This is a genomic window from Mycobacterium riyadhense, from assembly GCF_963853645.1.
Lineage (GTDB): Bacteria > Actinomycetota > Actinomycetes > Mycobacteriales > Mycobacteriaceae > Mycobacterium > Mycobacterium riyadhense.
The window spans coordinates 3,706,163-3,731,020 of sequence record NZ_OY970456.1 but is presented as its reverse complement, the minus strand read 5'-3'; the positions used below and the strand labels follow the sequence as shown (position 1 = coordinate 3,731,020).

23 protein-coding genes and 1 pseudogene are annotated in these 24,858 nt (G+C 66.0%); 17 read left to right on the top strand and 7 right to left on the bottom strand.

Going from position 1 to position 24,858, the window contains the following annotated elements; genetic code table 11:
* Positions 1-160 precede the first annotated feature (160 nt).
* Entirely contained in the window at positions 161-1,963 is a 1,803-nt protein-coding gene (locus AADZ78_RS16510) for an AMP-dependent synthetase/ligase (RefSeq protein WP_204903372.1), read from the bottom strand.
* A 131-nt stretch (positions 1,964-2,094) separates the two neighbouring features.
* Here AADZ78_RS16510 and AADZ78_RS16505 point away from each other — a divergent pair, with 131 nt between their 5' ends.
* From AADZ78_RS16505 to AADZ78_RS16485, 5 genes are all read left to right on the top strand, one after another.
* Positions 2,095-2,484 carry a polyketide cyclase / dehydrase and lipid transport gene (locus AADZ78_RS16505; RefSeq protein WP_085250524.1) on the top strand — a complete coding sequence of 130 codons (390 nt, stop codon included), beginning with the start codon at positions 2,095-2,097 and terminating at the stop codon, positions 2,482-2,484.
* A gap of 53 nt (positions 2,485-2,537) precedes the next feature.
* Complete coding sequence (locus AADZ78_RS16500; RefSeq protein WP_085250525.1) at positions 2,538-2,972, top strand: SRPBCC family protein; 435 nt, start codon at positions 2,538-2,540, stop codon at positions 2,970-2,972.
* Positions 2,973-2,989: 17 nt separating this feature from the next.
* Positions 2,990-4,252 (top strand): ArsA family ATPase, encoded by a 1,263-nt coding sequence (locus AADZ78_RS16495; RefSeq protein ID WP_085250526.1) that lies wholly within the window; start codon positions 2,990-2,992, stop codon positions 4,250-4,252.
* Positions 4,249-4,647, top strand: coding sequence for a hypothetical protein (locus AADZ78_RS16490; protein WP_085250550.1), 399 nt, complete (start codon positions 4,249-4,251; stop codon positions 4,645-4,647). The genes AADZ78_RS16495 and AADZ78_RS16490 overlap by 4 nt, the downstream gene beginning before the upstream one ends.
* Before the next feature lie 98 nt (positions 4,648-4,745).
* Positions 4,746-5,471, top strand: a complete 726-nt coding sequence (locus AADZ78_RS16485) for a lysophospholipid acyltransferase family protein (RefSeq protein WP_085250527.1) — start codon at positions 4,746-4,748, stop codon at positions 5,469-5,471.
* Between the two features lie 40 nt (positions 5,472-5,511).
* On the opposite strand, the gene AADZ78_RS16480 is transcribed toward AADZ78_RS16485, so the two are convergent.
* Positions 5,512-6,792 carry a glycosyltransferase 87 family protein gene (locus AADZ78_RS16480; protein ID WP_085250528.1) on the bottom strand — a complete coding sequence of 427 codons (1,281 nt, stop codon included), beginning with the start codon at positions 6,790-6,792 and terminating at the stop codon, positions 5,512-5,514.
* A gap of 91 nt (positions 6,793-6,883) precedes the next feature.
* Between AADZ78_RS16480 and AADZ78_RS16475 the strand changes: the two genes are divergently transcribed.
* The 3 genes from AADZ78_RS16475 (at position 6,884) to AADZ78_RS16465 (ending at position 9,864) form a co-directional block, all read left to right on the top strand.
* On the top strand, positions 6,884-7,750 hold the full coding sequence (locus AADZ78_RS16475; RefSeq protein ID WP_085250529.1) for a hypothetical protein: 867 nt from the start codon (positions 6,884-6,886) through the stop codon (positions 7,748-7,750).
* A gap of 123 nt (positions 7,751-7,873) precedes the next feature.
* Positions 7,874-8,371 carry a polyadenylate-specific 3'-exoribonuclease AS gene (locus AADZ78_RS16470; protein WP_085250530.1) on the top strand — a complete coding sequence of 166 codons (498 nt, stop codon included), beginning with the start codon at positions 7,874-7,876 and terminating at the stop codon, positions 8,369-8,371.
* Between the two features lie 107 nt (positions 8,372-8,478).
* Positions 8,479-9,864 carry a class II 3-deoxy-7-phosphoheptulonate synthase gene (locus AADZ78_RS16465; RefSeq protein ID WP_204800690.1) on the top strand — a complete coding sequence of 462 codons (1,386 nt, stop codon included), beginning with the start codon at positions 8,479-8,481 and terminating at the stop codon, positions 9,862-9,864.
* A 68-nt stretch (positions 9,865-9,932) separates the two neighbouring features.
* On the opposite strand, the gene AADZ78_RS16460 is transcribed toward AADZ78_RS16465, so the two are convergent.
* Positions 9,933-11,117 carry a protein kinase domain-containing protein gene (locus AADZ78_RS16460; protein ID WP_139828710.1) on the bottom strand — a complete coding sequence of 395 codons (1,185 nt, stop codon included), beginning with the start codon at positions 11,115-11,117 and terminating at the stop codon, positions 9,933-9,935.
* A gap of 89 nt (positions 11,118-11,206) precedes the next feature.
* On the opposite strand from AADZ78_RS16460, the gene AADZ78_RS16455 reads away from it, so the two are divergent.
* The gene (locus tag AADZ78_RS16455; RefSeq protein WP_085250532.1) at positions 11,207-11,611 is read left to right on the top strand and encodes an Rv2175c family DNA-binding protein; all 405 of its coding nucleotides are present in this window, start codon (positions 11,207-11,209) and stop codon (positions 11,609-11,611) included.
* Here the strand turns inward: AADZ78_RS16455 and AADZ78_RS16450 are convergent.
* Positions 11,598-13,130 carry an alpha-(1->6)-mannopyranosyltransferase A gene (locus tag AADZ78_RS16450; protein WP_085250533.1) on the bottom strand — a complete coding sequence of 511 codons (1,533 nt, stop codon included), beginning with the start codon at positions 13,128-13,130 and terminating at the stop codon, positions 11,598-11,600. The genes AADZ78_RS16455 and AADZ78_RS16450 overlap by 14 nt on opposite strands.
* A gap of 3 nt (positions 13,131-13,133) precedes the next feature.
* On the bottom strand, positions 13,134-14,192 hold the full coding sequence (gene idsA2, locus AADZ78_RS16445) for a bifunctional (2E,6E)-farnesyl/geranyl diphosphate synthase (protein WP_085250534.1): 1,059 nt from the start codon (positions 14,190-14,192) through the stop codon (positions 13,134-13,136).
* Between the two features lie 261 nt (positions 14,193-14,453).
* On the opposite strand from idsA2, the gene AADZ78_RS16440 reads away from it, so the two are divergent.
* Positions 14,454-15,350, top strand: a complete 897-nt coding sequence (locus tag AADZ78_RS16440) for a mycobacterial-type methylenetetrahydrofolate reductase (RefSeq protein WP_085250535.1) — start codon at positions 14,454-14,456, stop codon at positions 15,348-15,350.
* 24 nt (positions 15,351-15,374) lie between these two features.
* Here AADZ78_RS16440 and AADZ78_RS16435 read toward each other — a convergent pair whose 3' ends face one another.
* Together AADZ78_RS16435 and AADZ78_RS16430 are read right to left on the bottom strand one after the other, a co-directional pair.
* Complete coding sequence (locus AADZ78_RS16435) at positions 15,375-16,019, bottom strand: LppM family (lipo)protein (RefSeq protein ID WP_085250536.1); 645 nt, start codon at positions 16,017-16,019, stop codon at positions 15,375-15,377.
* 139 nt (positions 16,020-16,158) lie between these two features.
* Complete coding sequence (locus AADZ78_RS16430) at positions 16,159-16,791, bottom strand: GNAT family N-acetyltransferase (protein WP_085250537.1); 633 nt, start codon at positions 16,789-16,791, stop codon at positions 16,159-16,161.
* 297 nt (positions 16,792-17,088) lie between these two features.
* On the opposite strand from AADZ78_RS16430, the gene AADZ78_RS16425 reads away from it, so the two are divergent.
* From AADZ78_RS16425 to AADZ78_RS29145, 7 genes and pseudogenes are all read left to right on the top strand, one after another.
* Positions 17,089-17,493 carry a DUF3040 domain-containing protein gene (locus tag AADZ78_RS16425; RefSeq protein ID WP_085250538.1) on the top strand — a complete coding sequence of 135 codons (405 nt, stop codon included), beginning with the start codon at positions 17,089-17,091 and terminating at the stop codon, positions 17,491-17,493.
* 367 nt (positions 17,494-17,860) lie between these two features.
* Positions 17,861-18,292 carry a division/cell wall cluster transcriptional repressor MraZ gene (gene mraZ, locus AADZ78_RS16420; protein ID WP_067416315.1) on the top strand — a complete coding sequence of 144 codons (432 nt, stop codon included), beginning with the start codon at positions 17,861-17,863 and terminating at the stop codon, positions 18,290-18,292.
* A gap of 82 nt (positions 18,293-18,374) precedes the next feature.
* Positions 18,375-19,532, top strand: a complete 1,158-nt coding sequence (rsmH, locus tag AADZ78_RS16415; protein ID WP_139828711.1) for a 16S rRNA (cytosine(1402)-N(4))-methyltransferase RsmH — start codon at positions 18,375-18,377, stop codon at positions 19,530-19,532.
* Positions 19,529-20,671, top strand: a complete 1,143-nt coding sequence (locus AADZ78_RS16410; protein WP_085250540.1) for a hypothetical protein — start codon at positions 19,529-19,531, stop codon at positions 20,669-20,671. Before rsmH ends, AADZ78_RS16410 begins: the two co-directional genes overlap by 4 nt.
* Positions 20,668-22,695: a peptidoglycan D,D-transpeptidase FtsI family protein gene (locus tag AADZ78_RS16405; RefSeq protein WP_085250541.1), complete on the top strand. Its 2,028-nt coding sequence runs from the start codon at positions 20,668-20,670 to the stop codon at positions 22,693-22,695. The genes AADZ78_RS16410 and AADZ78_RS16405 overlap by 4 nt, the downstream gene beginning before the upstream one ends.
* 198 nt (positions 22,696-22,893) lie before the next feature.
* Complete coding sequence (locus tag AADZ78_RS16400; RefSeq protein ID WP_085250542.1) at positions 22,894-24,606, top strand: PE family protein; 1,713 nt, start codon at positions 22,894-22,896, stop codon at positions 24,604-24,606.
* 121 nt (positions 24,607-24,727) lie between these two features.
* Positions 24,728-24,857 (top strand): annotated as a pseudogene (locus AADZ78_RS29145) (hypothetical protein); the annotation flags it as partial.
* Position 24,858 lies beyond the last annotated feature (1 nt).

Below are 24,858 nucleotides of genomic sequence, written 5' to 3'. Positions count from 1 at the left end.
TGGTCACGCTCGACGATGTCATGCAGCAGCTAGCTAAGCTAAACACCACAAACAATATCCGCACGGATTGGGGCGTTTGCGTCGCGCGGCTAAGTGTGGCGAGCAGACGCAGAATCGCCCTGGACCGAGGGTTCCAGGGCGATTCTGCGTCTGCTCGGGGCTAGTCCTTGTTGTAGATCGCCTCGATGTCGGAGGCGAACTTCTCGGCCACCACGTTGCGCTTGACCTTCATCGTCGGGGTCAGCTCGCCGGTGTTCTCGGTGAAGTCGACGGGCAGAATGCGGAACTTGCGGATCGACTCAGCATGCGATACCTGCAGGTTGGCGTGCTTGACGGCGGCGTCCACCTCGGCGACCAGGTCGGGATCGGTGGCCAGCTCGCTCACCGAGGCGCTAGTCGTCTTGCCGTTGCGCTGCTTCCAGCCGTCGAACGCCTCGGGGTCAATGGTGATGAGCGCACCGATGAACGGCTTGTTGTCCCCGACCACCATTGCCTGGCTGATGAGCGGGTGCGCCCGCAGCTGATCCTCCAGCACCGCGGGGGCGACGTTCTTACCGCCCGCGGTGACAATGAGCTCCTTCTTACGCCCAGTGATGGTCAAGAAGCCGTCCTCATCGACCGCACCGAGATCGCCCGTCCGGAACCAGCCGTCGGTGAATGCCTCGGCGGTCGCTTGCTCATTGCGCCAGTAGCCGGTGAACACCACGCCGCCGCGCACCAGCAGTTCACCATCGTCGGCGATGCGCAAACTGTTGCCGGGCAACAGCTTTCCAACGGTCCCGATCTTCAGGCCGCCAATCTGGTTCACCGTGATCGCTGCGCTGGTCTCGGTTAGGCCGTAGCCCTCGTAGATGGTCACGCCGACACCGCGGTAGAAGTGGCCAAGCCGCGCGCCCAGCGGAGCTCCACCCGAGACGGCGGCGTGGCAGTTGCCGCCGAGCGCCGCACGCAGCTTTTGGTAGATCAGCCGGTCGAACACCGCATGCTTTGCGCGCAACAACAATCCCGGATTGCCGTCGTCTTGCGCCTGGCTCCAGTCGACCGCGGTCTGTGCGGCGATCTTGAAAATGGCGCCCTTGCCGTCGTTGGCGGCGTTCTGCTCGGCGGTGTTGTATACCTTTTCGAACACCCGCGGCACCGACACCACCACCGTCGGCTTAAACACCACAAACAATGGCAGCAGATTCTTGATGTCGCTGGTGAACCCGACGGCCACTTTGCTGGTGAACGCGGACAACGTGAGTGCCCGGGCCAGCACGTGGGCCAGGGGCAAGAAAACCAGCAGCCGCTGACCCTGACACAGCAGCGTCGGCAGGCACTCCCGGGTCCCCCGGATTTCGTGCAGCAGGTTGGAGTGCGTCAGCTGGCAGCCTTTGGGTCGTCCTGTGGTGCCAGAGGTGTAAATGAGCGTCGCCGGGTCCTCGGCACGCAACGCCTCGAGCCGGGCGGTCAGTTCAGCCGGATCGACCGACGCACCGGCCTCGACGAGCTGATCGAGTGCCTTGGGCCCGGAACCGCTGATGTGCAGCACCCGGCGCAACGCGGGCAGTTCACCGGTGAGCTCGGTGACTATCGACGCGTGCGCATCGGATTCCGCGAACACCAGCACTGCCTCCGAGTCCTGCAGCACCCAGCGCACCTGCTCGGCCGACGACGTCTCATAGATCGGTACGGTGACAGCACCTATCGACAGGATCGCGAGGTCGAGGATCGCCCACTCGTAGCAGGTGGCTGAAAAGATGGAAACCCGGTCGCCGGCCTGCACGCCAAGCGAGATCAAACCCAACGCGGCAGAACGAATTTGGTTGGCCGCTTGGGCGCAGGTGACATCGGTCCATGCGCCGTCGACCAAGCGCTGGTAGATCACGTAGTCCGGATCGTTGCGTTCGTGCTCGTACACCACGGCGGCGACGTGGTCGTGCTCGCCGACGGCAAAGCGGGCGGGGACACTGTACTGACGCACTCTTTTAACCTCGCTTGACCTTGGATGACGGTTTGGTGGTCGGGTTGCTGTCGCCCAGCCTAATCAGTGGCATTTGTGCAGCATCGAGATGGCCGGTCGGGCGTGCTGGGCGCATATGTGAAGCTGAGGCAATGTATAGCATCCAGATCGCCGACGAGACGTACATAGCTGCCGATGGCGCCCGGGTCGGAGCCGCCATCGCCGATCGGTCGAACTGGAGTCGGTGGTGGCCGGATCTGCGACTGCAGGTCACCGAGGATCGCGCTGAGAAGGGAATCAGATGGGCCGTTACCGGCGCCCTGACCGGCACGATGGAAGTCTGGCTGGAACCATTGCTGGACGGGGTGGTGCTGCACTACTTCTTGCACGCCGAACCGACCGGCGTAGCGGCCTGGCAGCTGGCCCGGATGAAGCTGGCCAAAATGACGCACCGCCGCCGGGTGGCGGGCAAGAATATGGCATTCGAGGTGAAAACCAAGCTGGAAGAGTCACGCCCCGTGGGGGTTTCTCCGGTAGTTTAACCGGGTCAAGGTTTGGCACAAGATTACCGTTTCTCCCGGAGGGAAGTGGCCAGGTGGCGGAGAAGACGACGCAGACGATCTACATCGACGCGGATCCGGGCGAGGTGATGAAGGCGATCGCCGACATCGAGGCCTACCCGGAATGGATCTCGGAGTACAAGGAAGTCGAAGTACTCGAGGCTGACGACGAGGGATACCCGAAACGGGCGCGGATGTTGATGGACGCGGCCATCTTCAAAGACACCTTGATCATGTCCTACGAGTGGCCGGCAGACCGCCAGTCGCTGAGCTGGACTCTGGAATCCAGCTCACTGCTAAAGGCGCTTGAAGGCTCATATCGCTTGGCGCCCAAGGGCTCTGGCACTGATGTGACCTACGAGCTCTCGGTCGATCTTGCGGTCCCGATTCTCGGAATGCTCAAACGCAAGGCCGAACGCAGGTTGATCGACGGCGCGTTGAAGGATCTCAAGAAGCGAGTCGAGGGCTGAGTGAATCCAGTGACTCCTTGGCTCCCACCCCGGCACGGATCAGTCTCTTTGTTGGCAAGGGTGGGGTAGGAAAATCCACCCTGGCGTCCGCCACCGCGGTTTGTGACGCCAGCGCCGGCCAGCGCGTGCTGCTGGTTTCCACCGACCAGGCGCACTCGCTGGGCGACGTGCTGGGCATTACGGTTCCCCCGACCGGTCGAGGCGAGCCGGTTCGTGTCCTCACCGACCTCGAAACCGGGGACGCGAAGGCCGGCGCCGGCCTTCTAGACGCGTTGGCCCTGGATACCTTGGCTCTGCTCGAGGACCGTTGGCATGACGTGGTCGGTGCTCTCGACCGCCGATTTCCCGACTCTGAGTTGGGCAGCATTGCGCCCGAAGAACTCTCGGCATTGCCCGGGATCCAGGAAGTACTCGGTCTGCACGCCGTCGGCAAGCTCGCGGCCGCGGGACGCTGGGATCGTATCGTCGTAGACTGCGCCTCAACCGCGGATGCGCTGCGGATGTTGACGCTGCCCGCCACGCTCGGGTTGTACGTGGAGCGGGCCTGGCCGCGGCATCGCAGGCTCAGCATCGCAGCCGACGACAGCCGCTCGGCCGCGGTGGTGGAATTGCTCGAGCGCATCAGCGCCAGTGTCGAGGAGCTCAGCGCGTTGTTGACAGACGGTGCGCTGGTCAGTGCGCACCTGGTGCTGACCCCTGAGCGGGTGGTCGCGGCCGAGGCCGTCCGGACGCTGGGTTCCTTGGCGTTGATGGGTGTGCGCGTCGAAGAGCTGCTCGTCAACCAGGTTCTCGTCCGAGACGAGTCCTACGAGTACCGCAGTCTGCCCGATCATCCCGCGTTCTATTGGTATGCCGAACGCATCTCCGAGCAACGGGCCGTCCTCGAAGAATTGGATGCCACCATCGGTGACGTGGCGCTGGTGCTGATTCCACACTTGTCCGGTGAGCCGATTGGCCCAAAGGCGCTGAGCGGGCTGCTCGAAGGTTCCCGGCGGCGCAGGGGGGCCGCGCCACCGGGACCGCTGCGTCCGATCGTTGACCTGGAGTCTGGGTCCGGGCTGGAGTCGATATACCGACTCAGGCTGGCGTTGCCTCAGCTCGATCCTGGATCGCTGACGCTGGGCCGGTCCGACGACGACTTGATCGTCAGCGCCGGCGGGGTGCGGCGCAGGGTTCGGTTGGCTTCGGTACTGCGGCGGTGTACGGTGCTGGACGCGCAGCTGCGCGGCAGTGAGCTGACAGTTCGATTTCGACCGGATCCGGAGGTATGGCCGAGGTGAGTAGGGCTCATACCGATGTTGGTCCCGAGCTGCGACGGCTTGCGCAGGCAATCCTGGATGGCGTCGACCCTGCGTTGCGGGCCGCCGCCGCGATGGCATCGGGCGCCGGCCCGGGGACGGGTAAGTGCCAGCAGGTGTGGTGCCCGGTGTGCGCGCTGGCCGCGTTGGTAAGCGGCGAGCAGCACCCGTTGTTGACGGTTATCGCGGACCATAGTGTCGCCCTGCTCGACGTGATTCGCGCCATAGTCGACGACATCGACCGGTCGGCGAAACCGCCGCCGGATGATGATCCGTCGGGTGGCGGCATCCCCGGCGAGACAGACGCCGGGACCGCCAACGGCCACGGCGCCCCGAAAGCGCGCTACCAGCCCATCCCCGTTACCTTCCAGGAATGAGCCAGGACTGAGCATGGTCCCGCGCAGGTGGTCGCAGCCGTCGCGGATGGGTACAGTTGGCGCAGACACCAATCGGTGCGGGCGGGCGAGAGGGAGCCATGTGGTACTACCTATTCAAGTACATCTTCATGGGCTGGCTCTTTACTCTGCTCGGTCGGCCGAAAACCGAAGGCATGGAAAACATTCCGAGAACCGGGCCGGCCATTCTCGCCAGTAACCATCTCGCGGTGGCCGACAGTTTCTACCTTCCGTTAGTGGTGCGCCGCCGGATTTGGTTCTTGGCCAAGGCGGAATACTTCACCGGCACCGGGTTGAAGGGCTGGATCAACCGCTGGTTCTACAGCGGCTCCGGCCAGGTACCCATCGACCGCAACAACCCCGATGCCGCGAACGCCGCGTTGCAAACCGCAGAGGGATTGTTGCGCCAAGGCAAGCTGCTGGGCATGTACCCCGAAGGCACCCGCTCGCCCGACGGTCGGCTCTATAAGGGCAAAACCGGGTTGGCGCGGCTGGCGTTGCACTCCGGGGTTCCGGTGATCCCGGTCGCGATGATAGGCACCAACGTCGTCAACCCACCGGGCACCAAGAGGCTGCGATTTGGCCGAGTCACCGTGCGTTTCGGTAAGCCGATGGACTTTTCGCGATTCGAGGGTTTGGCTGGGAACCACTTCATCGAGCGAGCCGTCATCGATGAAGTGATGTACGAGCTGATGGGGCTCTCGGGTCAGGAGTATGTCGACATCTACGCGGCCAGCGTCAAAGACGGCAGCAACGCTGGCGGCTCTAAAGACGCCGCGCGGATTCCCGACACAGCCGCCGGCTAGTGGCGATCGCAAGCGCGGCTGCGGTGATCGCAACCGCGGGTCAGCCGGCAGCCGGGACCGGCGTCAGGCCGGGCTCCGGCGAGCGTTCCGGCGCCATCCGGACGGTAACGGTCAGTCCGGCCACGACGATGACCGCCAGCGCCCACCATACGTAGGACATCCCGGCGAGTTGGCGCCACCACACCGCGGTCGTCTCGTGGTGCTTGGGAAGCAGGTCGATCGGCGTCCACCTCATCAACGCCACCCCGGCGGCGGTGACCACCGCCAGCGTGGCGTTGCGGCGCCGCCAGGCCAGTACGCCCGTCACCAATACCGCCGGCAGCATCCACACCCAGTGGTGTGACCACGAAACCGGCGAAACCACCAACCCGAACAGGGCAACGCAGATCACGGCCAGCGTGGGTTCGTCGGCGCGCAGCACCCGTCGCATCGCCCATATGGTTGCCGCCAATACCAACAGGGACGCGATGAGCCACAGCAGCCGGGTTGCGTGTTCTCCGAGCGCCAGCCGCGCCAATGCACCCGCAATGTTTTGGTCGGTGTTCAGGGCCGCCTCACCGATCCGGTCGGTGTGGTGCAAGGTGTGGGTCCAGTACTCCCAGGAATCGCGCCAGGCCAGCCCGAAACCGACCAGCGTTGCGAGCGCGAACGACGCCACCGCGGTCAGAGCCGCCCGATTGTCGCGACGCAGCAGGAAGTGCAGCAGAAACACCGCCGGTGTGAGTTTCAGCGCTATCCCCAAGCCGAGCAGCAATCCGCGTGGCCATGCTGTGCGGCGCGGGAAACAATCGACGATCACCAATGTCATCAGCACGGCGTTGATCTGACCGAAAGCGAAGTTCGAGTTGATCGGCTCCAGGTAGATCGACGCGGGAACGACGATGACCACCGCCAACCACACCCGGCGCAACCAGGCCGGGCCGGGCAGCAGCTTCGAGGTGCTCCACACGTCGAGGCGGGTCAGCACGACCACGGTCGACACGATCAGCAGCGCCAGCGTCAACAGTGTGATGACGACGCTGGCCGCCGGCATCTGCAACCAAGCGAACGGGATGAACACGATTGCCGCCAGCGGGGGATAGGTAAATGGCAGGTCCACGATGGGCGTGTGGAACAACACGCCGTCGTACAGCGGACGCCCGTCCAGCCAGGCTCGGGCGCCCATCTGATAGACGTCGATGTCGATCCGGTACGGGGTGTGTCCGAACAACTGCCAGGCCAGGCAGCCCAGCGCCGCGGCGGCCAATAGCCAGGGCAGGCACCACCACAACAAGACCCGCCCGAGTCGACTGCCCAGCTCGGGCGCCTGCCAGTTACTCATGTCGCCAGACAGCCTAATCGGTGCTCGCGAGGTGCCAGGCCGCGCAGCGCGGCTCCCGGGTTACGCAGACGGGTAAGCGTACGTTCTTGTTGTGCTTGGTTGGCTGCAGCATGACATCGTTGACCGCGGCCGCTTGCCGTTGCTGTGCTGTTTGGTCGCCTTCATCCTGACTTTCTTTGTCACGCGTACTTTTGTGCGCGTAATTCGCCATCGCGCCGACCGGGGCCGACCGACCAGGTGGTGGCAACCCCGCAATATCCATATCGGGACGGTGCATATCCACCACGTCGCATTCGGGGTGGTCCTGGTAATGATCTCCGGACTGACGTTGGTGACCTTGTCGGTCAACGGGCAAGAACCTCAATTCACCATTGCCGCAATACTTTTCGGGATCGGCGCAGCGCTGGTGCTCGACGAGTATGCGCTGATTCTGCACCTGTCCGACGTGTACTGGGAGGAGGACGGACGCAGCTCGGTGGATGCGGTATTCGCGGCGGTGGCTGTAGCGGGACTGTTGATTCTCGGGCTGCACCCGCTGATGTTGTTCCTGCCGATCCGGCATGGCACCGATTGGGTGGTGCTGCAAAGCACACTGGTTGGCGGATTGGTGCTGACGTTGCCGTTGGCGGTGGTGGTGCTGCTCAAAGGCAAGGTGTGGACCGGGCTGCTGGGCATGTTCATCGTCGTGCTGCTGGTCGTCGGGGCGATCCGGCTGTCGCGTCCGCATGCACCCTGGGCCCGATGGCGGTACACCCGCCAGCCGGACAAAATGCGGCGTGCCCTGCAACGGGAGCGGATATGGCGACGCCCCGTCGTGCAGGCCAAGCTGTGGCTGCAGTGTGCGATCGCAGGCACCCCGCGGCTACCCGATGAGCGGGCGGTCGACGCCCAGCTTGACCTTGACGTCCACCCCGCGCCACCACCTGAGGGAACCAAGCCGATCCTGATCGCCAGATAGCCCGACGCCAGATGCCCCGCGCCAGATCGCCTCGCCAGATAGCCCGGTGAGCAGTCGCAAAATCCCCCGAAAATCGCGTATGTCGGGGGATTTTGCGTCTGCTCGCCGGATTAGGCTGCGGCGGTGCGGTACTTCTACGACACCGAATTCATTGAGGACGGCCGCATCATCGAGCTGATCTCGATCGGGGTGGTCGCCGAGGATGGCCGCGAGTATTACGCGGTGTCCACCGAATTCGATGCCGAGCGTGCTGGTCGCTGGGTGCGCGCCAATGTCTTGCCCAAGCTGCCGCCCCCGGCGTCGCAATTGTGGCGCTCGCGTCGGCAGATCCGCGCGGACCTGGAGAAGTTCTTCGATGTCGATGGCGGTGATCCAATAGAGCTGTGGGCCTGGGTGGCGGCCTACGACCACGTCGCCCTGTGCCAATTGTGGGGCCCAATGCCGGCCCTACCGGCGGCGCTGCCCCGCTTCACGCGCGAACTACGGCAGTTGTGGGAGGACCGCGGGTGCCCTCAGCTGCCGCCGCGGCCGCGCGATGTGCACGACGCGCTCGTCGATGCCCGTGATCAGCTGCGCCGGTTCCGCATCATCACCTCCGTTGACGATGCGGGTCGGGGGTAGGCGCGGTAGGGGGCGAGACGGACCATACGGATCACGCGTCGACGATGCGGGCCGGGGAGCACGTTCGTCCTGATCAGCCGTCGGCTGGACACGGTTACCATAGACCGATGAACTGGACTGTCGACATTCCGATCGACCAGCTGCCGCCGTTGCCGCCGCTGCCTGCCGATTTGCGGGCCCGGCTGGACGCCGCGCTGGCCAAGCCGGCCGCCCAGCAGCCCAACTGGCCCGCCGACCAGGCCCTGGCGATGCGCACTGTGCTTGAAAGTGTGCCGCCGGTGACGGTGCCGTCCGAGATCGTCCGGCTGCAGGAACAGCTCGCCCAGGTCGCAAAGGGTGAGGCATTTCTGCTGCAGGGCGGCGACTGCGCAGAGACATTCACCGACAACACCGAACCTCACATTCGTGGCAATGTCCGCGCCCTGCTGCAGATGGCCGTGGTGCTGACGTACGGCGCCAGCATGCCGGTGGTGAAGGTGGCCCGCATCGCGGGTCAGTACGCCAAGCCACGGTCGGCCGACATCGACGCACTGGGCCTGAGGTCCTATCGCGGCGACATGATCAACGGCTTCGCCCCGGATGCCGCGGCACGCGAGCACGACCCGTCGCGGCTGGTGCGGGCTTACGCCAACGCCAGTGCGGCAATGAATTTGGTGCGCGCGTTGACGTCGTCGGGCCTGGCGTCGCTGCACCTGGTCCACGACTGGAACCGTGAATTCGTCCGGACCTCGCCGGCGGGCGCGCGCTATGAGGCACTGGCGACGGAGATCGATCGGGGCTTGCGCTTCATGAGCGCTTGCGGGGTGGCCGACCGCAATCTGCAAACCGCCGAAATCTATGCCAGCCATGAGGCTTTGGTGCTCGACTACGAACGTGCGATGCTGCGGTTGTCGGATATCGAGGGGGAGCTGCAGTTGTTTGACCTGTCGGCCCACACCGTGTGGATCGGCGAGCGGACCCGCCAACTTGACGGCGCGCACATCGCGTTCGCCGAGGTGATCGCCAACCCGATCGGGGTGAAGATCGGCCCGACGATTACCCCGGAACTGGCCGTCGAGTACGTCGAGCGCCTCGACCCGCACAACAGGCCGGGCCGGCTGACACTGGTCAGCAGGCTGGGTAACAACAAGGTCCGCGACCTGCTGCCGCCGATCGTGGAGAAGGTGCAGGCCACCGGCCACCAGGTGATCTGGCAATGCGATCCGATGCACGGCAACACCCACGAGTCATCGACCGGCTACAAGACCCGGCACTTCGATCGCATTGTCGACGAGGTGCAGGGGTTCTTCGAGGTGCATCGTGCGCTGGGGACTCATCCGGGCGGCATCCATGTCGAGCTCACCGGCGAGAATGTCACCGAGTGTCTCGGTGGGGCGCAAGACATTTCCGACCACGACTTGGCCGGCCGCTACGAGACGGCCTGCGATCCACGGCTGAACACCCAGCAGTCGCTGGAGTTGGCGTTCCTGGTCGCCGAAATGTTGCGCGGCTAAGGTTGGCGAGCAGACGCAAAAGCCCCCAAAAGCCAACGCTTTTGGGGGCTTTTGCGTCTGCTCGCCAACTAAAGTAGCACGTTCAGATGGCTGCCGATTGTCCATGCCGCCGTCGCGACCACCCCGGTGGCCGCCAACACGATTGCCACCCAGATCAGCATCATGCGTCGCGAGCGCTGCCGCGCCCACACGAATTCGTCCATCGAGATGCCCGCGAATTGGCCTGATACAGGCGCGTATTCGTAGTCATCGGCACAGTCGGGCTCAGCTGCAGCGGGTTCGCGGATGAACTGGCGGGTGGGCTGGTGCACCGGTGGCTTGGCCTGGTGCTGGCCGATTCGGCTGTGGTGCAGCGCCGCCGACCGGTGCTGGGCAGAGTTGCGCGGCGCTGGTACTCGGAAGCTCGGCAGCGCCAGTTCCTCCGCGATTGCGTCCAGATCGGCGGCCATCTCGACCGCATCGGCGTATCGCTCGCCGGGGTCACGGGCGGTAGCGCACGCCACAAACTCGTCGAATTGTGTTGGCACACCCTCGATCACAGCGCTGGCAGCTGGCACATCGTGGTCCAACCGCTGATAGGCGATCGACAACGCAGAGTCGCCGGTGAATGGTGTGCGTCCGGTCAGTAACTCATAGGTGAGGATCCCGACAGAGTAGACATCGCTACGGGGACCGGCGTTTCCGTCGCGAACCTGCTCAGGCGACAGATACGCCGCGGTGCCCAGAATGACGCTGGTCGAGGTGATTCCGACGGCGGCGACGGCGCGCACCAACCCGAAATCGGCGATCTTGACGTCCCCGTCGTCGGAGATCAGGACGTTCTCGGGCTTGACGTCGCGATGCACCAGGCCGGCCCGGTGCGCGGCGGCCAGCCCGCCCAGTACCGGGCGAAGCACCGCCACCACGGCATGGGGTGGCATCGGGCCACGCTCTACCAACAGCTCACGCAGGGTGCCGCCCTCGATGAGCTCCATCACCAGAAACGGGTGTCTGCCATCTTGGCCCTGGTCATAGACCGCGACCAGTCCGGGGTTTTTCAGCCGGGCGACCGTGCGGGCCTCGAGTTGGAAGCGGGTCAGGAATTGCTGGTCGCCGGCGTAGCGTGAATCCATCACCTTCAGCGCGACCGGGCGGTCGAGTCGAACGTCGACGCCGCGGTACACCGTCGAGGTGCCGCCGCTGGCGATCTTGGCCTGGACCAGGTAGCGGCCATCCAGCAGCGTGCTGTCCAATGTGTCCCCAGCTCCAACCACGGGGCCATCGTAGGTGGGAATCCAAATGGGTCTGAGAACCTACGGTCAACGCGCTCACTTGGCCGCGCACCAGGCTCTACACTGGCGCCGTGGGCAGTATTCCCGCCGGCGACGACGTTCTGGATCCTGACGAACCTACCTACGACCTGACCCGGGTTGCCGAGTTACTCGGCGTGCCGGTCAGCAAGGTGCACCAGCAGCTGCGGGAAGGCCACCTGGTGGCGGTGCGGCGCGGCGGAGGTGTGGTCATACCGCAGGTCTTCTTCACCAACTCCGGCGAGGTGGTCAAGAGCCTGCCGGGCCTTCTGACGATCCTGCACGACGGGGGATATCACGACACCGAGATTGTGCGCTGGCTGTTTACCCGCGACCCTTCGCTGACCATCACCCGCGACGGTTCGCGCGACGCCGTGAGCAACGCGCGTCCGGTCGACGCGCTGCATGCACACCAGGCCCGAGAAGTTGTGCGCCGCGCGCAGGCTATGGCCTATTGACGGGTGTCGGCTCGGGCTCGTCGGCGCTCGATGTCCGGTAGAGCGAGTACCAAGCCACCAGCGCAAACGCGGTTGCCAGCCCGACATGCAGCCAGGAATACATGCCGTGCGATCCGTCGGGCTTGAAGATCACCATGATCCAGGTCGAGAACCCGGCGACGGCCGCCATCGCGCGGCGTGACTGGGCCAGCGGGGCCAGCACGGCCAGCGGCCAGGAGTAGTACCACGGCAGGGCCGCGGGGACGAACAACACCACGATCAGCATCGTCAACACGATGCCGGTCAATGCGGCCCGGTCGTCGCGCCGGAACCGCCACCACAGCACCGGTAGTGACACGGCAATGATCAGGATTCCGATAAGCCGATTGACCCGCAGCAGGGTATAGAAGTCGACCGAGAAGAACCCGTGGCCGAACGCGTGGATCAGGTTCGCGGCCGCGGTCGGCACGGTCAGCCAGTTGATGATCTTCACCGAACCGGCCAGAGCGGACAGCCACCCCAGGCCGACCCCGGCCACCGCGGACAACACCCCGAATACCGCGATGAAAATCACCAGGGACCACAAGACGGCCGCTAAAAACGCTGGCACCGGTCGGTAGCCGCGGTCATCACGTAGATGACGCGCCCACACCCAGAACAAGAACGGCAACGCCAGCCCCGCGGTGGCTTTGACCGCGATCGCCACCGTGACCAGCGTGATCCCGGCGACGTGGCGGCGCTGCAAGGTCAACGCGATACCGGCGGCCATCAAGCCCACCATCAGCATCTCGTTGTGCACCCCACCCATCAGATGGATGAGCACCAGGGGGTTGAGAACGCAGATCCACAGGGCCTTCGCGCCGTCGGCGCCAATGTGGTGAGCCAGCCGCGGGGCGGCCCAGATCAGCAGGGCCAGCCCGGGCAGCATGCACAACCGCAGCAGCATGGTCCCGGCGACGACGTTGTTGCCGACGATGATCGTGACGAGCTTGGCAACCAGGATGAACGCCGGACCGTAGGGCGCGGTGGTGATCGTCCAAATCGGGCTTACGTCGTCGAGCAGCGCATTCGGGTTGCCGACCGGACCAACCGCATATGGATCCAGGCCGTCGCGCAGCAGCGCGCCCTGGGCCAGGTACGAGTAGGTGTCCCGGCTGAAGACCGGCACCGACAGCAGTAACGGCGCCAACCAGAAGGCGGTGGTGGCTCTCATGGTGAACTCGGTGGCCGAGTTCCGACCGGGACCGGCCAGCACTCGTCGGCCCAGTCTCAGCCACGCGATCAGCATCAGCGCAACGCCCAGCCACAACAGAATCGATGACACCACCAGCCCGTGGCCGAAGCGCAGCCAGGACATGTGAATCGATTCCAGCAGCGGGTCATGCTGACGGGTGCTGCCGGCTCCCAACCCGCCCGCGGTGATCAGCAACGCTCCCAGCAAGCCCAGCCACGCCGGCCCGCCGTCGGCACTGGTGGCGAACCCGCGGATTCGCGAAAAGCGTTGGGCAACAGACGCTTTAACTGCAGGAGGAGTGGGCATAGGTCAGGCGGACCGATCCGTAGCCATCCTGGCCAGTTCGGACAACCCGGCCTTGGCGGCGGCGTTGATGGGAGCGGACGCCAGCGTGGCCAGCGCGCGCTGTGTGAGCGCGGTGATCCGGCTCTCCGCGGCCGCCAACGCTCCGACCCGCTCGATCACCTCACGCAGTTCGTGCACCTGTGCGTCCGTCAGCTCGGTGCCGATCGAGGTTCGCAGTAGGTTCGCGGCCGCGGGATCTGACTTGTCGGCCAGTTCGGCCGCCTCGGCCACCAGCACGGTGCGCTTCCCAGACCTCAAGTCGTCGCCGGACGGCTTGCCCGTGACCGCCGGGTCTCCGAACACGCCAAGCACGTCGTCGCGCAGCTGGAACGCCACCCCGAGGTCCGTCCCGAACTGTCCGAACACCTCTGCAACGTCGGGTCTATCGGCGGCGGCTGCTGCTCCCAGCTGCAGCGGTCGCGAGACCGTGTAGTAAGCGGTCTTGAAAGTGGCGACGGTCATTGCCGTAGCGACCGACTCGGCGGCGCTGGCTTCGGCGACGATGTCGAGGTATTGCCCGCCTAGCACCTCGGTGCGGATGTCGGCCCACACGCGCTGGACCCGCCGCTGCGCGCCGGGCGTCAGACAGGCCTGCGAGACCCGGGAGATTATGTCGTCCGCCCACGCCTGCGCCACATCACCGAGCAGGATGGCCGCCGATATCCCGAACTGGTCGGCCGGGCCTCGCCAGTTCCGCTCCCGGTGCAGGTCCGCGAAGTGCACATGGGCCGTCGGCTTGCCGCGGCGGGTCCGAGAGGCGTCGATCACATCGTCGTGTATCAGCGCCCACGCATGCAGCAGCTCCAGTGCGGAAAACAGCAGCAGCACATCAGGATCGGGCTCCTGGGTGGCGACTGAACGCCAGCCCCAGTAGGCAAAGACCGGTCGCAGTCGCTTGCCCCGGCTGAGCGCGAAGTCTTCGAGCCAGGCGGTCAGAGCGCCGTAGTCGCTACCGATATAGGCGGCCTCGCTACGACGGTCGCGAAGATACCGTCGCAGTTGGTCGGTCATGGCGCCGGCCAACTCCGCGGTTGCCGGTGCTGCCGATGCGTCCAGGCTCAGGGCGGCGCCCCTTTCTGCTCGGCATCTCTGTAGCCCGACAGTGTATTCGGCCTGGGCGCGGGTGGCGTTTTGATTCGAGCGGGCGCCGCTCGTTTCGACTGACTCACTACCTCGCACCTATGCTGTCGGGGTGACCTGGTGGGCCGGCGGTAGGCCTGGGCACCACAGGTTTGCGCGGCGTGGCGCGGTCGGGGAGTTGGCAATCTAAGAAAGAGGAACCGTGTGACGCTCAACACCATCGCGCTCGAGCTGGTACCGCCGAATGTTGACGGCGGTAAGGAACGGGCGCTAGAAGATGCGCAAAAAGTGGTGCGCTACTCGGCCGAGTTCGGGCTCGACGGACGCATCCGGCACGTGATGATTCCCGGCATGATCGCCGAGGACGACGATCGGCCCGTCCCGATGCGGCCGAGGCTGGATGTGCTGGATTTCTGGTCGGTCATCAAGCCGGAGTTGCCCGGGTTCAACGGCCTGTGCACGCAGGTCACCGCGTTTATGGACGAGGCATCCCTGCGGCGGCGGCTCGGCGACCTGACCGCCGCCGGCATGGAAGGTGTCGTTTTCGTCGGGGTGCCGCGCACCATGAACGACGGTGAAGGCTCCGGCGTCGCGCCGACGGATGCCCTGTCGATTTACCGCGAGCTGGTGCCAAACCGCGGTGTGATCGTCATTCCAACCAGGGACGCCGAACAGGGCCGGCTCAATTTCAAGTGCAATCAGGGCGCGACCTACGGCATGACCCAATTGTTGTATTCCGATGCGATCGTGGGTTTCTTGGCCGAGTTCGCCAAGAACACCGACCATCGCCCCGAGATTCTGCTGTCGTTCGGGTTCGTCCCCCAGGTCGAGACGCGTGTCGGCCTGATCACCTGGCTGATTCAGGATCCTGGCAACGCGGCGGTGGCCGACGAACAGGAGTTCGTCAAGAAGCTGGCCGGCAGTGAACCCGCCGCGAAACGCCAGCTCATGGTCGACTTGTACAAGCGCGTGATAGACGGCGTCGCCGACCTGGGCTTTCCGTTGAGCATTCACTTGGAAGCGACGTATGGCGTTTCCGCGCCGGCATTCCAGACGTTCGCGGAGATGCTGGCGTACTGGGCGCCGCCACAGGCTGCTTAGCCCCTGCTTAGTCTTAGCCCCTGCTTAGTCCTGCGGTTGGTCGCCCGGGGCCGTGAACCGCGGGGACCTGTCCCGGCTGATCCAAGCCAGCAGCGCCACCACACCGGCGACCGCGAACGACGCGATGCCCAGCCAAATGCCGGCCCCGGTGAACGAGCGAGTGTTGGGATCGGTGTAGCGCGCCTGTGCGGTCATGGTGCTCACCACGCCGGGTTTGAGCTTCCATTGCACCACCTCGGGCTCGATGCGGTCACCGTTGGTGGAAGTCACTGTCCCGGGGAATGCGACGGTCAACTCGACGTCGGCGTCGGGATCCGTCACCGAGGTCAGATCGGCCCGGCCCTCCAGAATCACTAGATTGCCGTTTCGGCGCAGCGACAGACTCACGCCGGCGGCGTCGGAGTTCATGTGGGCCAACTGCGGCAACTCGGCGAAGGTCAAATCGGAAAACACCGCCTGCGACCCCACGTAGCCGTCACTGTCGTAGTTGGAGACGGCGACCTTCTGGCTGAACGGCAGGTTGTTCTCCAGCTGAGGGCCGGTGTCTTTGCTGGTTTTCGGTTTGGCCGCGGCGATGATTTCTCCGGACACCAGGTCATCGGGCGAGATGGTGATCGACGCTCGTACCCGCAGGCAGCCGGTGGCCAGGGGCACCAGCATCAGCAGCATGGCGATGGCCAGCAGCCGGCGCCGGCGGGCCGTGAAAAGCCGGGATCGGGCGGCTGGGAGCGGGGGAGAGCTGGCGCGCACCAGGTCATCGTGCCAGACCCGGTGTGCCGCTGCGGCAAGCCGTCTGGCGGGTGGGGCGTTATAGCGGTAGCGCGCGCCCCAGGACCGCGAAGGCTCGAGGGTCGCCGGCGAAGTAGTATCCGCGGATTATGTCGGTGAAGCCCAGCCGCCGGTATAACCGCCAGGCCCGGTTGGCCTCGCCGTTGGTCTCTGGCGTAGACAGCAAGACATGGTCCTCGGCGCGGCCGGCGAGCAGCCGGCGAGCCAAGGCCTCGCCGAGGCCACGGCCTTGGGCGCGGGGATGAATGTGCAATTCGGTCAACTCGAAGTAACTGGTCATTAGCCGGGTGATCGCATGCGGTGGAAAGCCGCTGCGCTGCAAGCCCAGTACGACCTGCTGCTGCCACCATTGACCCGGTGCCCCGGGATAGCCGTAGGCCACACCGAGCATCGGTGCGTCGCTCAGTTCCGCAGCGCTTGGGCAGAGGTCGACCGGTTGGGCCGGCACTGCTGGTTCGACTTCGCCTACTGCTGCAACCTCTACCGCCGCGACCGCTTGCCAGCCGCGCCGACTCAGATGCTCCAGCCACATGCCGGCGCGCTGATTTTCGGTGCCCCTCGGGTAACGCATCGCGTCGACATACACAGTCAGGGCATCACCGAGGCGACGCTCCATATCGTTCGGCGGCAGATCGATGAGGAATATCGCCAACTCGCGGTGCCCTCCTCATTTGACGATCAGTGCGGTGCGTATGAAACCAGTATCGGACGGCGTACCCGCGCATTCACGCGCGGTCCTGCGAGCGGTCAACGTGACGGAGCGCATCGCATAGCCGGTCTGGCCCACCGCTTCGCTAGCGCGCGGCCCGGCGTGCAGCCCGGATAGAATCGCCGGCGAACCAGTGGTACGGCGCAGGTTGACCTCGTATCATCTGAGTTAGTTACCCGCACAACGGGCATCCGCCTGTTACCGGTAGTCACGCAACCATCTGTCGGCAAGGAGGGACGAATGCCACTCTCCGATCATGAGCAGCGGATGCTCGATCAGATCGAGAGCGCTCTCTACGCCGAGGACCCCAAGTTCGCGTCGAGTGTCCGGGGTGGAGGTTTCCGGGCGCCGACCGCACGGCGGCGTTTGCAGGGTTCGGCATTGTTCGTCATCGGCCTCGGGATGCTGGTTTCCGGGGTGGCCTTCAAGGCCACGATGATTGGAACCTTCCCGATTCTCAGTGTCTTCGGTTTCGTCGTGATGTTCGGCGGCGTGGTTTATGCCATCACCGGTCCACGGTTGTCCCGCAGGGGGGATCGCGGTGGACCCGCGACTGGGTCGTCGCGCCAGCGTCGCGCCAAAGGTGCGGGCGGCTCGTTCACCAGCCGTATGGAGGATCGGTTCCGGCGTCGTTTCGACGAGTAGCCGAAACGCAATAAGACATCACGGGGTACGCCATCTGGCTGCCCCGTTCTTGTGCGTGGATTCCACTGAGGGTCCGAGTCGGTAGGTCATACCGAGCCCAAGTTGTGCCGTAGTTGTGCCCCAACGTGCCCCACTCGGCCCCACCTGTGGGCCACCTCCCGCATATAGGCATTTGAAGTGCGGCTTTCCGCTGCCCCGTCCTGGCCCAAGCGTCGCTCGACGGTCGCGTTTCCGCGAGCCGGCGTGGGGAATCGACGACGAGACACGCCAAAGCCACCCCTGGAGGGGGTGTTTCTGGGGCAAAGTGGGGGATTGTGGGGTATGGTGGCCGAAGCGTTTGGGTGAGAAGCAAGTTGGAGGTGCCCCAGTGTTTCTCGGCACCTACACGCCCAAACTCGACGACAAGGGCCGGCTCACGCTGCCGGCCAAGTTTCGCGACGCGTTGGCAGGGGGGTTGATGGTCACCAAGAGCCAAGACCACAGCCTCGCCGTATACCCGAGGGCCGAGTTCGAGCAGCTGGCGCGTCGGGCAAGCAAGGCGCCGCGAAGCAATCCCGAAGCCCGGGCGTTTCTGCGAAATCTGGCCGCCGGCACCGACGAACAGCATCCCGACAGTCAAGGCCGGATCACGCTGTCGGCCGACCACCGCCGCTATGCCGGCCTTTCCAAGGACTGCGTGGTGATCGGAGCGGTCGACTACCTCGAGATCTGGGATGCGCAGGCCTGGCAGGACTATCAACAAATCCATGAAGAGAACTTCTCCGCGGCCAGCGATGAAGCACTCGGCGACATCTTCTGATGAGTGGCGACCTGTCCCCCGCAAGCGGGAGGTGCCCCCAGTGCCCGGCTGCGCCGCGCTTGCGATCACCCCTGACTCTGAGGTGCATGCCTGTGCACCGTGGTCTCTGCCCGAACCGACCCTGGCGTACTTCCCCAACGCCAGGTGCGTGCCTTCGGACAGGGACCTCGGTGCAGGGGCGGCGCCACGGGTAGCCGGGTCCCGAAACAGGGCGGGCCGGACCCGGGAAGGTGTCACGATGCCTGATCGGAGAGGTGAGTCAAGCGACTTCGGTCATGTGCCGGTGTTGGCTGATCGTTGCGTCGAGCTGCTCACCCCGGCACTGACCCGCCAGCGCTCAGACGGATCGAACGCCGTCCTCGTCGATGCCACGCTGGGCGCGGGTGGGCACGCGGAGCGGTTCCTTGTCGCCTTGCCGGGTCTGCGGCTGATCGGACTCGACCGCGACCCGAGTGCCCTGGACATCGCCCGAACGAGGCTCGCGCGATTCGCCGATCGGATTACCTTGGCGCACAAACGGTATGACGAACTCGCCGCCGCGCTGGCCGAATCCGGTTGTGGCGCAGCGGAATCGGTCGATGGCGTGCTATTCGATCTCGGTGTCTCCTCGATGCAGCTGGACCGTCCGGAGCGCGGCTTCGCCTACGCCACGGATGCGCCGCTGGACATGCGGATGGACCCGTCGGCGCCGTTGACCGCGGCTGACATCGTCAACACCTACGACGAGGCCGCGCTGGCCGACATTCTACGCCGGTACGGCGAGGAGCGGTTCGCGCGCCGGATCGCCGCGCATATCGTCCGGCGCCGCGACCGCGCCCCGTTGTCCTCGACCGCCGAACTGGTCGCCTTGCTGTACGAGGCGATTCCGGCGCCGGCCCGGCGCAGCGGCGGGCATCCGGCCAAGCGGACGTTTCAGGCGCTGCGCATCGCGGTCAACGAGGAACTGGACTCGCTGCGCGCCGCCATTCCCACGGCGCTGCAGGCGCTCACCGTCGCCGGACGCATCGTGGTGATGTCCTACCAGTCTTTGGAGGACCGCATCGTCAAGCGAGTGTTCGCCGACGCGGTCACCTCCCAAACGCCGCCGGACCTTCCGGTCGAACTTCCCGGCCACGCGCCGCGATTCCGGTCGCTGACGCGTGGCGCCGAACGAGCGGATGCCGCCGAGATCGAACGCAATCCCCGCAGCGCCCCGGTGCGGTTGCGGGCCGTGGAACGAGTTGGGAAGGGCGATTCATGAGCGCGAAGCGCGAGGGGCCGAAACGCCGCGGCAGCGATCGTCGCAGCGGGCGCGACGGTTCGGCCCGATCAAGCAGGCGCAGCGGGCTCGGTACAAAGGCCGACTCGGCGTCGTCGCGTCGCACCCGTAAGACCAGCGCGCCCGCAAAGGAGGCGCGGCCAGCGCAATCGGGACCGCAAACGAGCCCGATTCCCCGGCCTGTCGATCGGTCCGCCCGGCCGAAGAACACCAGTCAGGCCAGGGCGCGGGCCAAGGCGCGGAAAGCTAAGGCGCCCAAGGTTGTTCGTCCCAAACTGACCGAGCGAATGGCCGCCCGGCTGGCGTCCATCGATCTGCGGCCACGCACGATAGCCAGCAAGGTCCCGTTCGTCGTGTTGGTCATCGGTTCGCTTGGAGTCGGGCTGGGCCTGACGCTGTGGCTGTCCACTGACGCCGCCGAGCGTTCGTACCAGTTGAGCCACGCCCGCGAGCGGACCCGGATGCTGCAGCAGCAGAAGGAGGCGCTCGAACGCGATGTGCGTGAGGCACAGTCCGCGCCGGCGCTGGCAGAGGCGGCCCGCAAGCAGGGCATGATCCCGACGCGGGATACCGCACACCTGGTACAGGCTCCGGACGGCAATTGGGTGGTCGTGGGTACCCCCAAGCCGGCCGACGGCGTGCCGCCGCCGCCGCTGAACACAAAGCTTCCCGAAGAGGGTCCGCCGCCGCCCCCAAAGCCGCCGGTGGTTCCTCCTGAGGTCCCGGTCCGGCTGTCGCCGGGCCCCGGTGATCCCCCGGCGCCCGCCAGGCCCGGGCCGCAGTTGCTGCTCCGCGCGCCAGACGGTTCGTCGACGTTGGGCGCTGACCCGCACCTGACAACCCAGGTGCCGGGCCAGCCGCCGGTGCTGCCTGGAGCAGTGCCGGAAGTACCGGGCCCGCTGCCGGCTCCGGTAAATGCGGCGCCCCCGTTGTCTGTCCACGTGCCGCCAGAAGTGCCGATGCCCCTGCAAGCGGAGACAGTGCCCCCGGCCCCTGGACTACCTCTGGCCCCCGTGCTGGCACCCCCGCCGACGACCGTACCGCCGGCGCTCACGCCAGTGCCGGCTAACGGCGAACAATTCACCCCCGTCATCGCCCCGGCGCCAGGGGCGCCACGGTGAGTCGCGGCGACTCTCGGCGGCCGCGGCCGTCGCAGTCGGCGCCGTCTCGCGGTGCCCGCAAGCCGCCGAAGGCTCGGCAGGCCAAGGAAGTTCGGGAACCCAAGCGCGTCCGAAAAGCCAAGGAAGCCAAGAAATCTCGTCCGGTGGCGCGGCCAGCGGAAGTCTCAGCGGGTCGCTCGGCGCGGGACCGGCGTACCCGCCAGGCGATGGAAGTCGCGACCCGAGGTGCCTCGTTCGTCTTTCGGCATCGGGCCGGCAACGCGGTCATCTTCGCGTTGATGATGGTGGCCGCGACACAGCTGTTCATCCTGCAGGTATCGAATGCCTCCGAACTGCGCGCCCAGGCGGCCGGTCAACTCAAGGTCACCGACGTCGAACCAGCGGTCCGTGGCGCCATCGTCGACCGCAACAACGACCGTCTCGCGTTCACCATCGAGGCGCGCGCATTGACCTTCCAGCCCAAAAGGATTCGCCAACAGCTGGAAGAAGCCAAGAAGAAGTCCTCGCGCGCGCCAGACCCGCAGCAGCGGCTCAAGGACATCGCCCGGGAGATCGCGGGCAAGCTGAACAACAAGCCCGACGCCGCGGCCTTGTTGAAGAAGCTGCAAAGCAATGAGTCGTTTGTTTATCTGGCGCGCGCCGTCGACCCCGCCATTGCCGGCGCGATCTCGGCGAAGTATCCCGAAGTCGGTTCGGAGCGGCAGGATCTGCGCCAGTACCCGGGCGGGTCGCTGGCGGCCAATATCGTCGGCGGCATCGACTGGGACGGCCACGGCCTCCTGGGACTTGAGGACTCCCTGGATGCCGCGCTGGCCGGAACCGACGGGTCGGTCACCTACGACCGCGGGTCAGACGGCGTCGTCATCCCCGGCAGCTACCGCAACCGGCACAAGGCGGTTCACGGTTCGACGGTCCAGCTCACCCTCGACGACGACATTCAGTTCTATGTGCAGCAGCAGGTGCAGCAGGCAAAGAACCTGTCCGGCGCCCGCAACGTCTCAGCGGTCGTGCTCGACGCCAAGACCGGTGAGGTGCTCGCCATGGCAAACGACAACACCTTCGACCCCTCCCAGGACATCGGGCGTCAGGGCGACAAGCAACTGGGCAACCCGGCGGTGTCCTCGCCGTTTGAGCCGGGCTCGGTGAACAAGATCATCACCGCGTCCTCGGTCATCGAGTACGGGCTTTCCAACCCCGACGAAGTGCTGCAGGTCCCGGGCTCGATTCAGATGGGTGGTATCACCGTCCATGACGCCTGGGAACACGGCGTGATGCCCTACACCACTACCGGTATCTTCGGGAAGTCCTCCAATATCGGCACGCTGATGCTGGCGCAGCGCGTGGGCCCGGAACGCTTTTACGACATGGTTCGCAAGTTCGGGTTGGGTCAGCGCACCGGTGTGGCGCTGCCCGGTGAGAGCGCTGGGCTGGTGCCGCCGATCGACCAGTGGTCGGGTAGCACGTTCTCGAACTTGCCTATCGGACAGGGTCTTTCGATGACCTTGCTACAGATGACCGGCATGTACCAGGCCATCGCCAACGACGGGGTACGGATACCACCCCGAATCATCAAGGCGACCATCGCCGCCGATGGCACCCGGACCGAGGAACCACGACCCGATGGGGTCCGGGTGGTGTCGCCGCAGACGGCCCAGACCGTACGTCAGATGCTGCGCGCCGTCGTGCAGCACGACCCGATGGGCTATCAGCAGGGCACCGGACCCGCCGCCGCGGTGCCGGGCTATCAGATGGCGGGCAAGACGGGGACGGCGCAGCAGATCAACCCCGCCTGCGGATGCTATTTCGACAACGTCTACTGGATCACGTTCGCCGGGATGGCCACCGTCGACAATCCCCGCTACGTCATCGGCCTGATGATGGACAACCCGGAACGCAACGCCGACGGGACGCCAGGGCACTCTGCGGCACCGCTGTTCCATAACATTGCGGGCTGGTTGATGCAGCGCGAGAATGTTCCGCTATCACCCGACCCTGGTCCGCCGCTGGTTTTGCAGGCGACCTAGGAACGCGTGATGTAACGGCGCGCGGCCCTGATCGGAAATCTCCGTAGCGACGTGGATTCGCTAAGGCAGCTGATGCGCTGAATGCATTTTCGGTGAATATATTTTCATTGCGTCCTGGTCACGATACGATCGGCGCTACCGAGTGTTCGCCTGTAGCCGGACATACCGGGGTCGTGCTGAGCTGGTCGGAGGTGCGGGATGTCGTTTGTGTTTGCGGTGCCGGAGTTCATGGCGGCCACGGCCACCGATCTGGCGAGTATCGGTTCGACGATCAGCGCGGCGAATGCGGCGGCGGCGCTGCCGACGGGCAGCGTGCTGGCGGCGGGTGCCGATGAGGTGTCGGTCGCGGTCGCGGCGATCTTCGGCGCCCACGCACAGGGTTATCAGGCGCTTAGCGCCCAAGCGACGGCGTTTCACCAGGAGTTTGTGCGGGCCCTGAGCATGGGCGCGGGGGCGTATGTGAACGCCGAGGCCGCCAACGTCGAGCAGAGCCTGCTCAATGCGATCAATGCGCCCACCCAAGCGTTGCTGGGGCGCCCGCTGATCGGCAACGGCGCCGATGGGGGGCCTGGGCAAAACGGCGGTGCCGGTGGGTTGTTGTATGGCAACGGCGGGGCCGGCGGGGCCGGCGACGCCTCGAACCCCAACGGCGGCAGTGGCGGCTCGGCCGGGCTGATCGGCAACGGCGGAGCCGGGGGCGCGGGCTTCGGCACCGGGGCCGGTGGTAACGGCGGCAGCGGCGGATGGCTGTACGGCAGTGGGGGTGCGGGCGGCAACGGCGGATCCGTTACAGCCAACAATGCCAGTGGAGGGGCCGGCGGGGCTGGCGGTGCTGCCGGGTTGTGGGGCGATGGCGGGGTCGGCGGCAACGGCGGGTCCGGAGTACCACCCAAAGCTGGCGCTGGTGGGGCTGGCGGCGCCGGTGGCGACGGCGGGCGCGGCGGGATGTGGTACGGCAACGGCGGTGCCGGCGGGAATGGCGGGAACGCGGGGCTCAACACCACCGGTGTTGTCGGCGGGGACGGTGGGGCGGGCGGTGCCGGCGGGCTGATCGGCGATGGTGGGGCCGGCGGGAACGGCGGGAACGGCGGGAGCAGTAACGATGGTGCCCGCGGCGGTATTGGCGGTGCCGGTGGGGCCGGGGGGGTAATCGGCACCGGTGGAGACGGCGGAAACGGCGGAAACGGCGGGGGCGGCAACGTTGGTGGTGTCGGCGGCATGGGCGGTGTCGGCGGCAGTGTCGGGCTGATCGGCGCCGGCGGGCACGGCGGGCACGGCGGGAACGGCGGGACCGCGACGTTCAGCGGCACGGGGCTGCCCGGTGGGGGAGACGGCGGCACCGGCGGCGGCGGCGGGAATGGCGGACTGCTACAGGGCAACGGCGGATCCGGCGGGGACGGCGGAACCGGCGGTCTAGGCCTAGGAAAGGCCAATCCTGGCGGGGACGGCGGCATCGGCGGTGCCGGCGGGGTTGCCGGGTTGATCGGCAGCGGCGGGGTCGGAGGGAACGGCGGTAACGGTGTGCTCGGCACCTTAACCCCGGGTAATGGCGGTAACGGCGGTGCCGGAGGCCATGCCCGGCTGATCGGCAATCCCGCGGTCGGAGGCAACGGAGGAAATGGCGGAGATAGCGGGACCGGAGGTATCGGCGGGAACGGCGGTGCCGGCGGCAATGCCGCGGTGATCGGCAATGGCGCGGCCGGTGGGGCCGGTGGCATCGGCGGGCTCAACCCGGCCACTGGAGCTCAAGGTGGCGGCGGAAACGGTGGCCAAGGCGGCAATGCCGTGCTAGTCGGCGACGGCGGAGCCGGTGGTCTAGGTGGGTTCGGTAATCCGGGCGGGACCGGCGGTGCAGGCGGTCGCCGCGGATCGCTGTTCGGTGCGCCAGGCCCTGCCGGCGCCGACGGCTGATATGGGTGACGGCACCGCGAATGCCGGTTTTGTCTGTGGCCGCGATGGGACCTAGTCCATCGTTGAGTGCGCTCGCTCCACCGGCCGGCTCAGCGAACAAGATCATCACCGCGTCCTGTGGGGTAGCGCATTCTCGAACTTGCCTATCGGACAGGGTCTTTCGATGACTTTGCGATGGTGACCGGTATGCACCAGGCCATCACCAACGATGGGTCCTGATACCGCCTCGGATCATCAAGGCGACCATCGCCG

Bases quoted from the DNA above. Each gene is read 5' to 3' on its own strand.
- AADZ78_RS16505 (WP_085250524.1), top strand. From the start codon at position 2,095: ATGTATAGCATCCAGATCGCCGACGAGACGTACATAGCTGCCGATGGC.
- AADZ78_RS16485 (WP_085250527.1), top strand. From the start codon at position 4,746: ATGTGGTACTACCTATTCAAGTACATCTTCATGGGCTGGCTCTTTACT.
- AADZ78_RS16480 (WP_085250528.1), bottom strand. From the start codon at position 6,792: ATGAGTAACTGGCAGGCGCCCGAGCTGGGCAGTCGACTCGGGCGGGTC.
- AADZ78_RS16465 (WP_204800690.1), top strand. From the start codon at position 8,479: ATGAACTGGACTGTCGACATTCCGATCGACCAGCTGCCGCCGTTGCCG.
- AADZ78_RS16450 (WP_085250533.1), bottom strand. From the start codon at position 13,130: ATGCCCACTCCTCCTGCAGTTAAAGCGTCTGTTGCCCAACGCTTTTCG.
- AADZ78_RS16435 (WP_085250536.1), bottom strand. From the start codon at position 16,019: ATGCTGCTGATGCTGGTGCCCCTGGCCACCGGCTGCCTGCGGGTACGA.
- AADZ78_RS16425 (WP_085250538.1), top strand. From the start codon at position 17,089: ATGCCACTCTCCGATCATGAGCAGCGGATGCTCGATCAGATCGAGAGC.
- AADZ78_RS16410 (WP_085250540.1), top strand. From the start codon at position 19,529: ATGAGCGCGAAGCGCGAGGGGCCGAAACGCCGCGGCAGCGATCGTCGC.
- AADZ78_RS16400 (WP_085250542.1), top strand. From the start codon at position 22,894: ATGTCGTTTGTGTTTGCGGTGCCGGAGTTCATGGCGGCCACGGCCACC.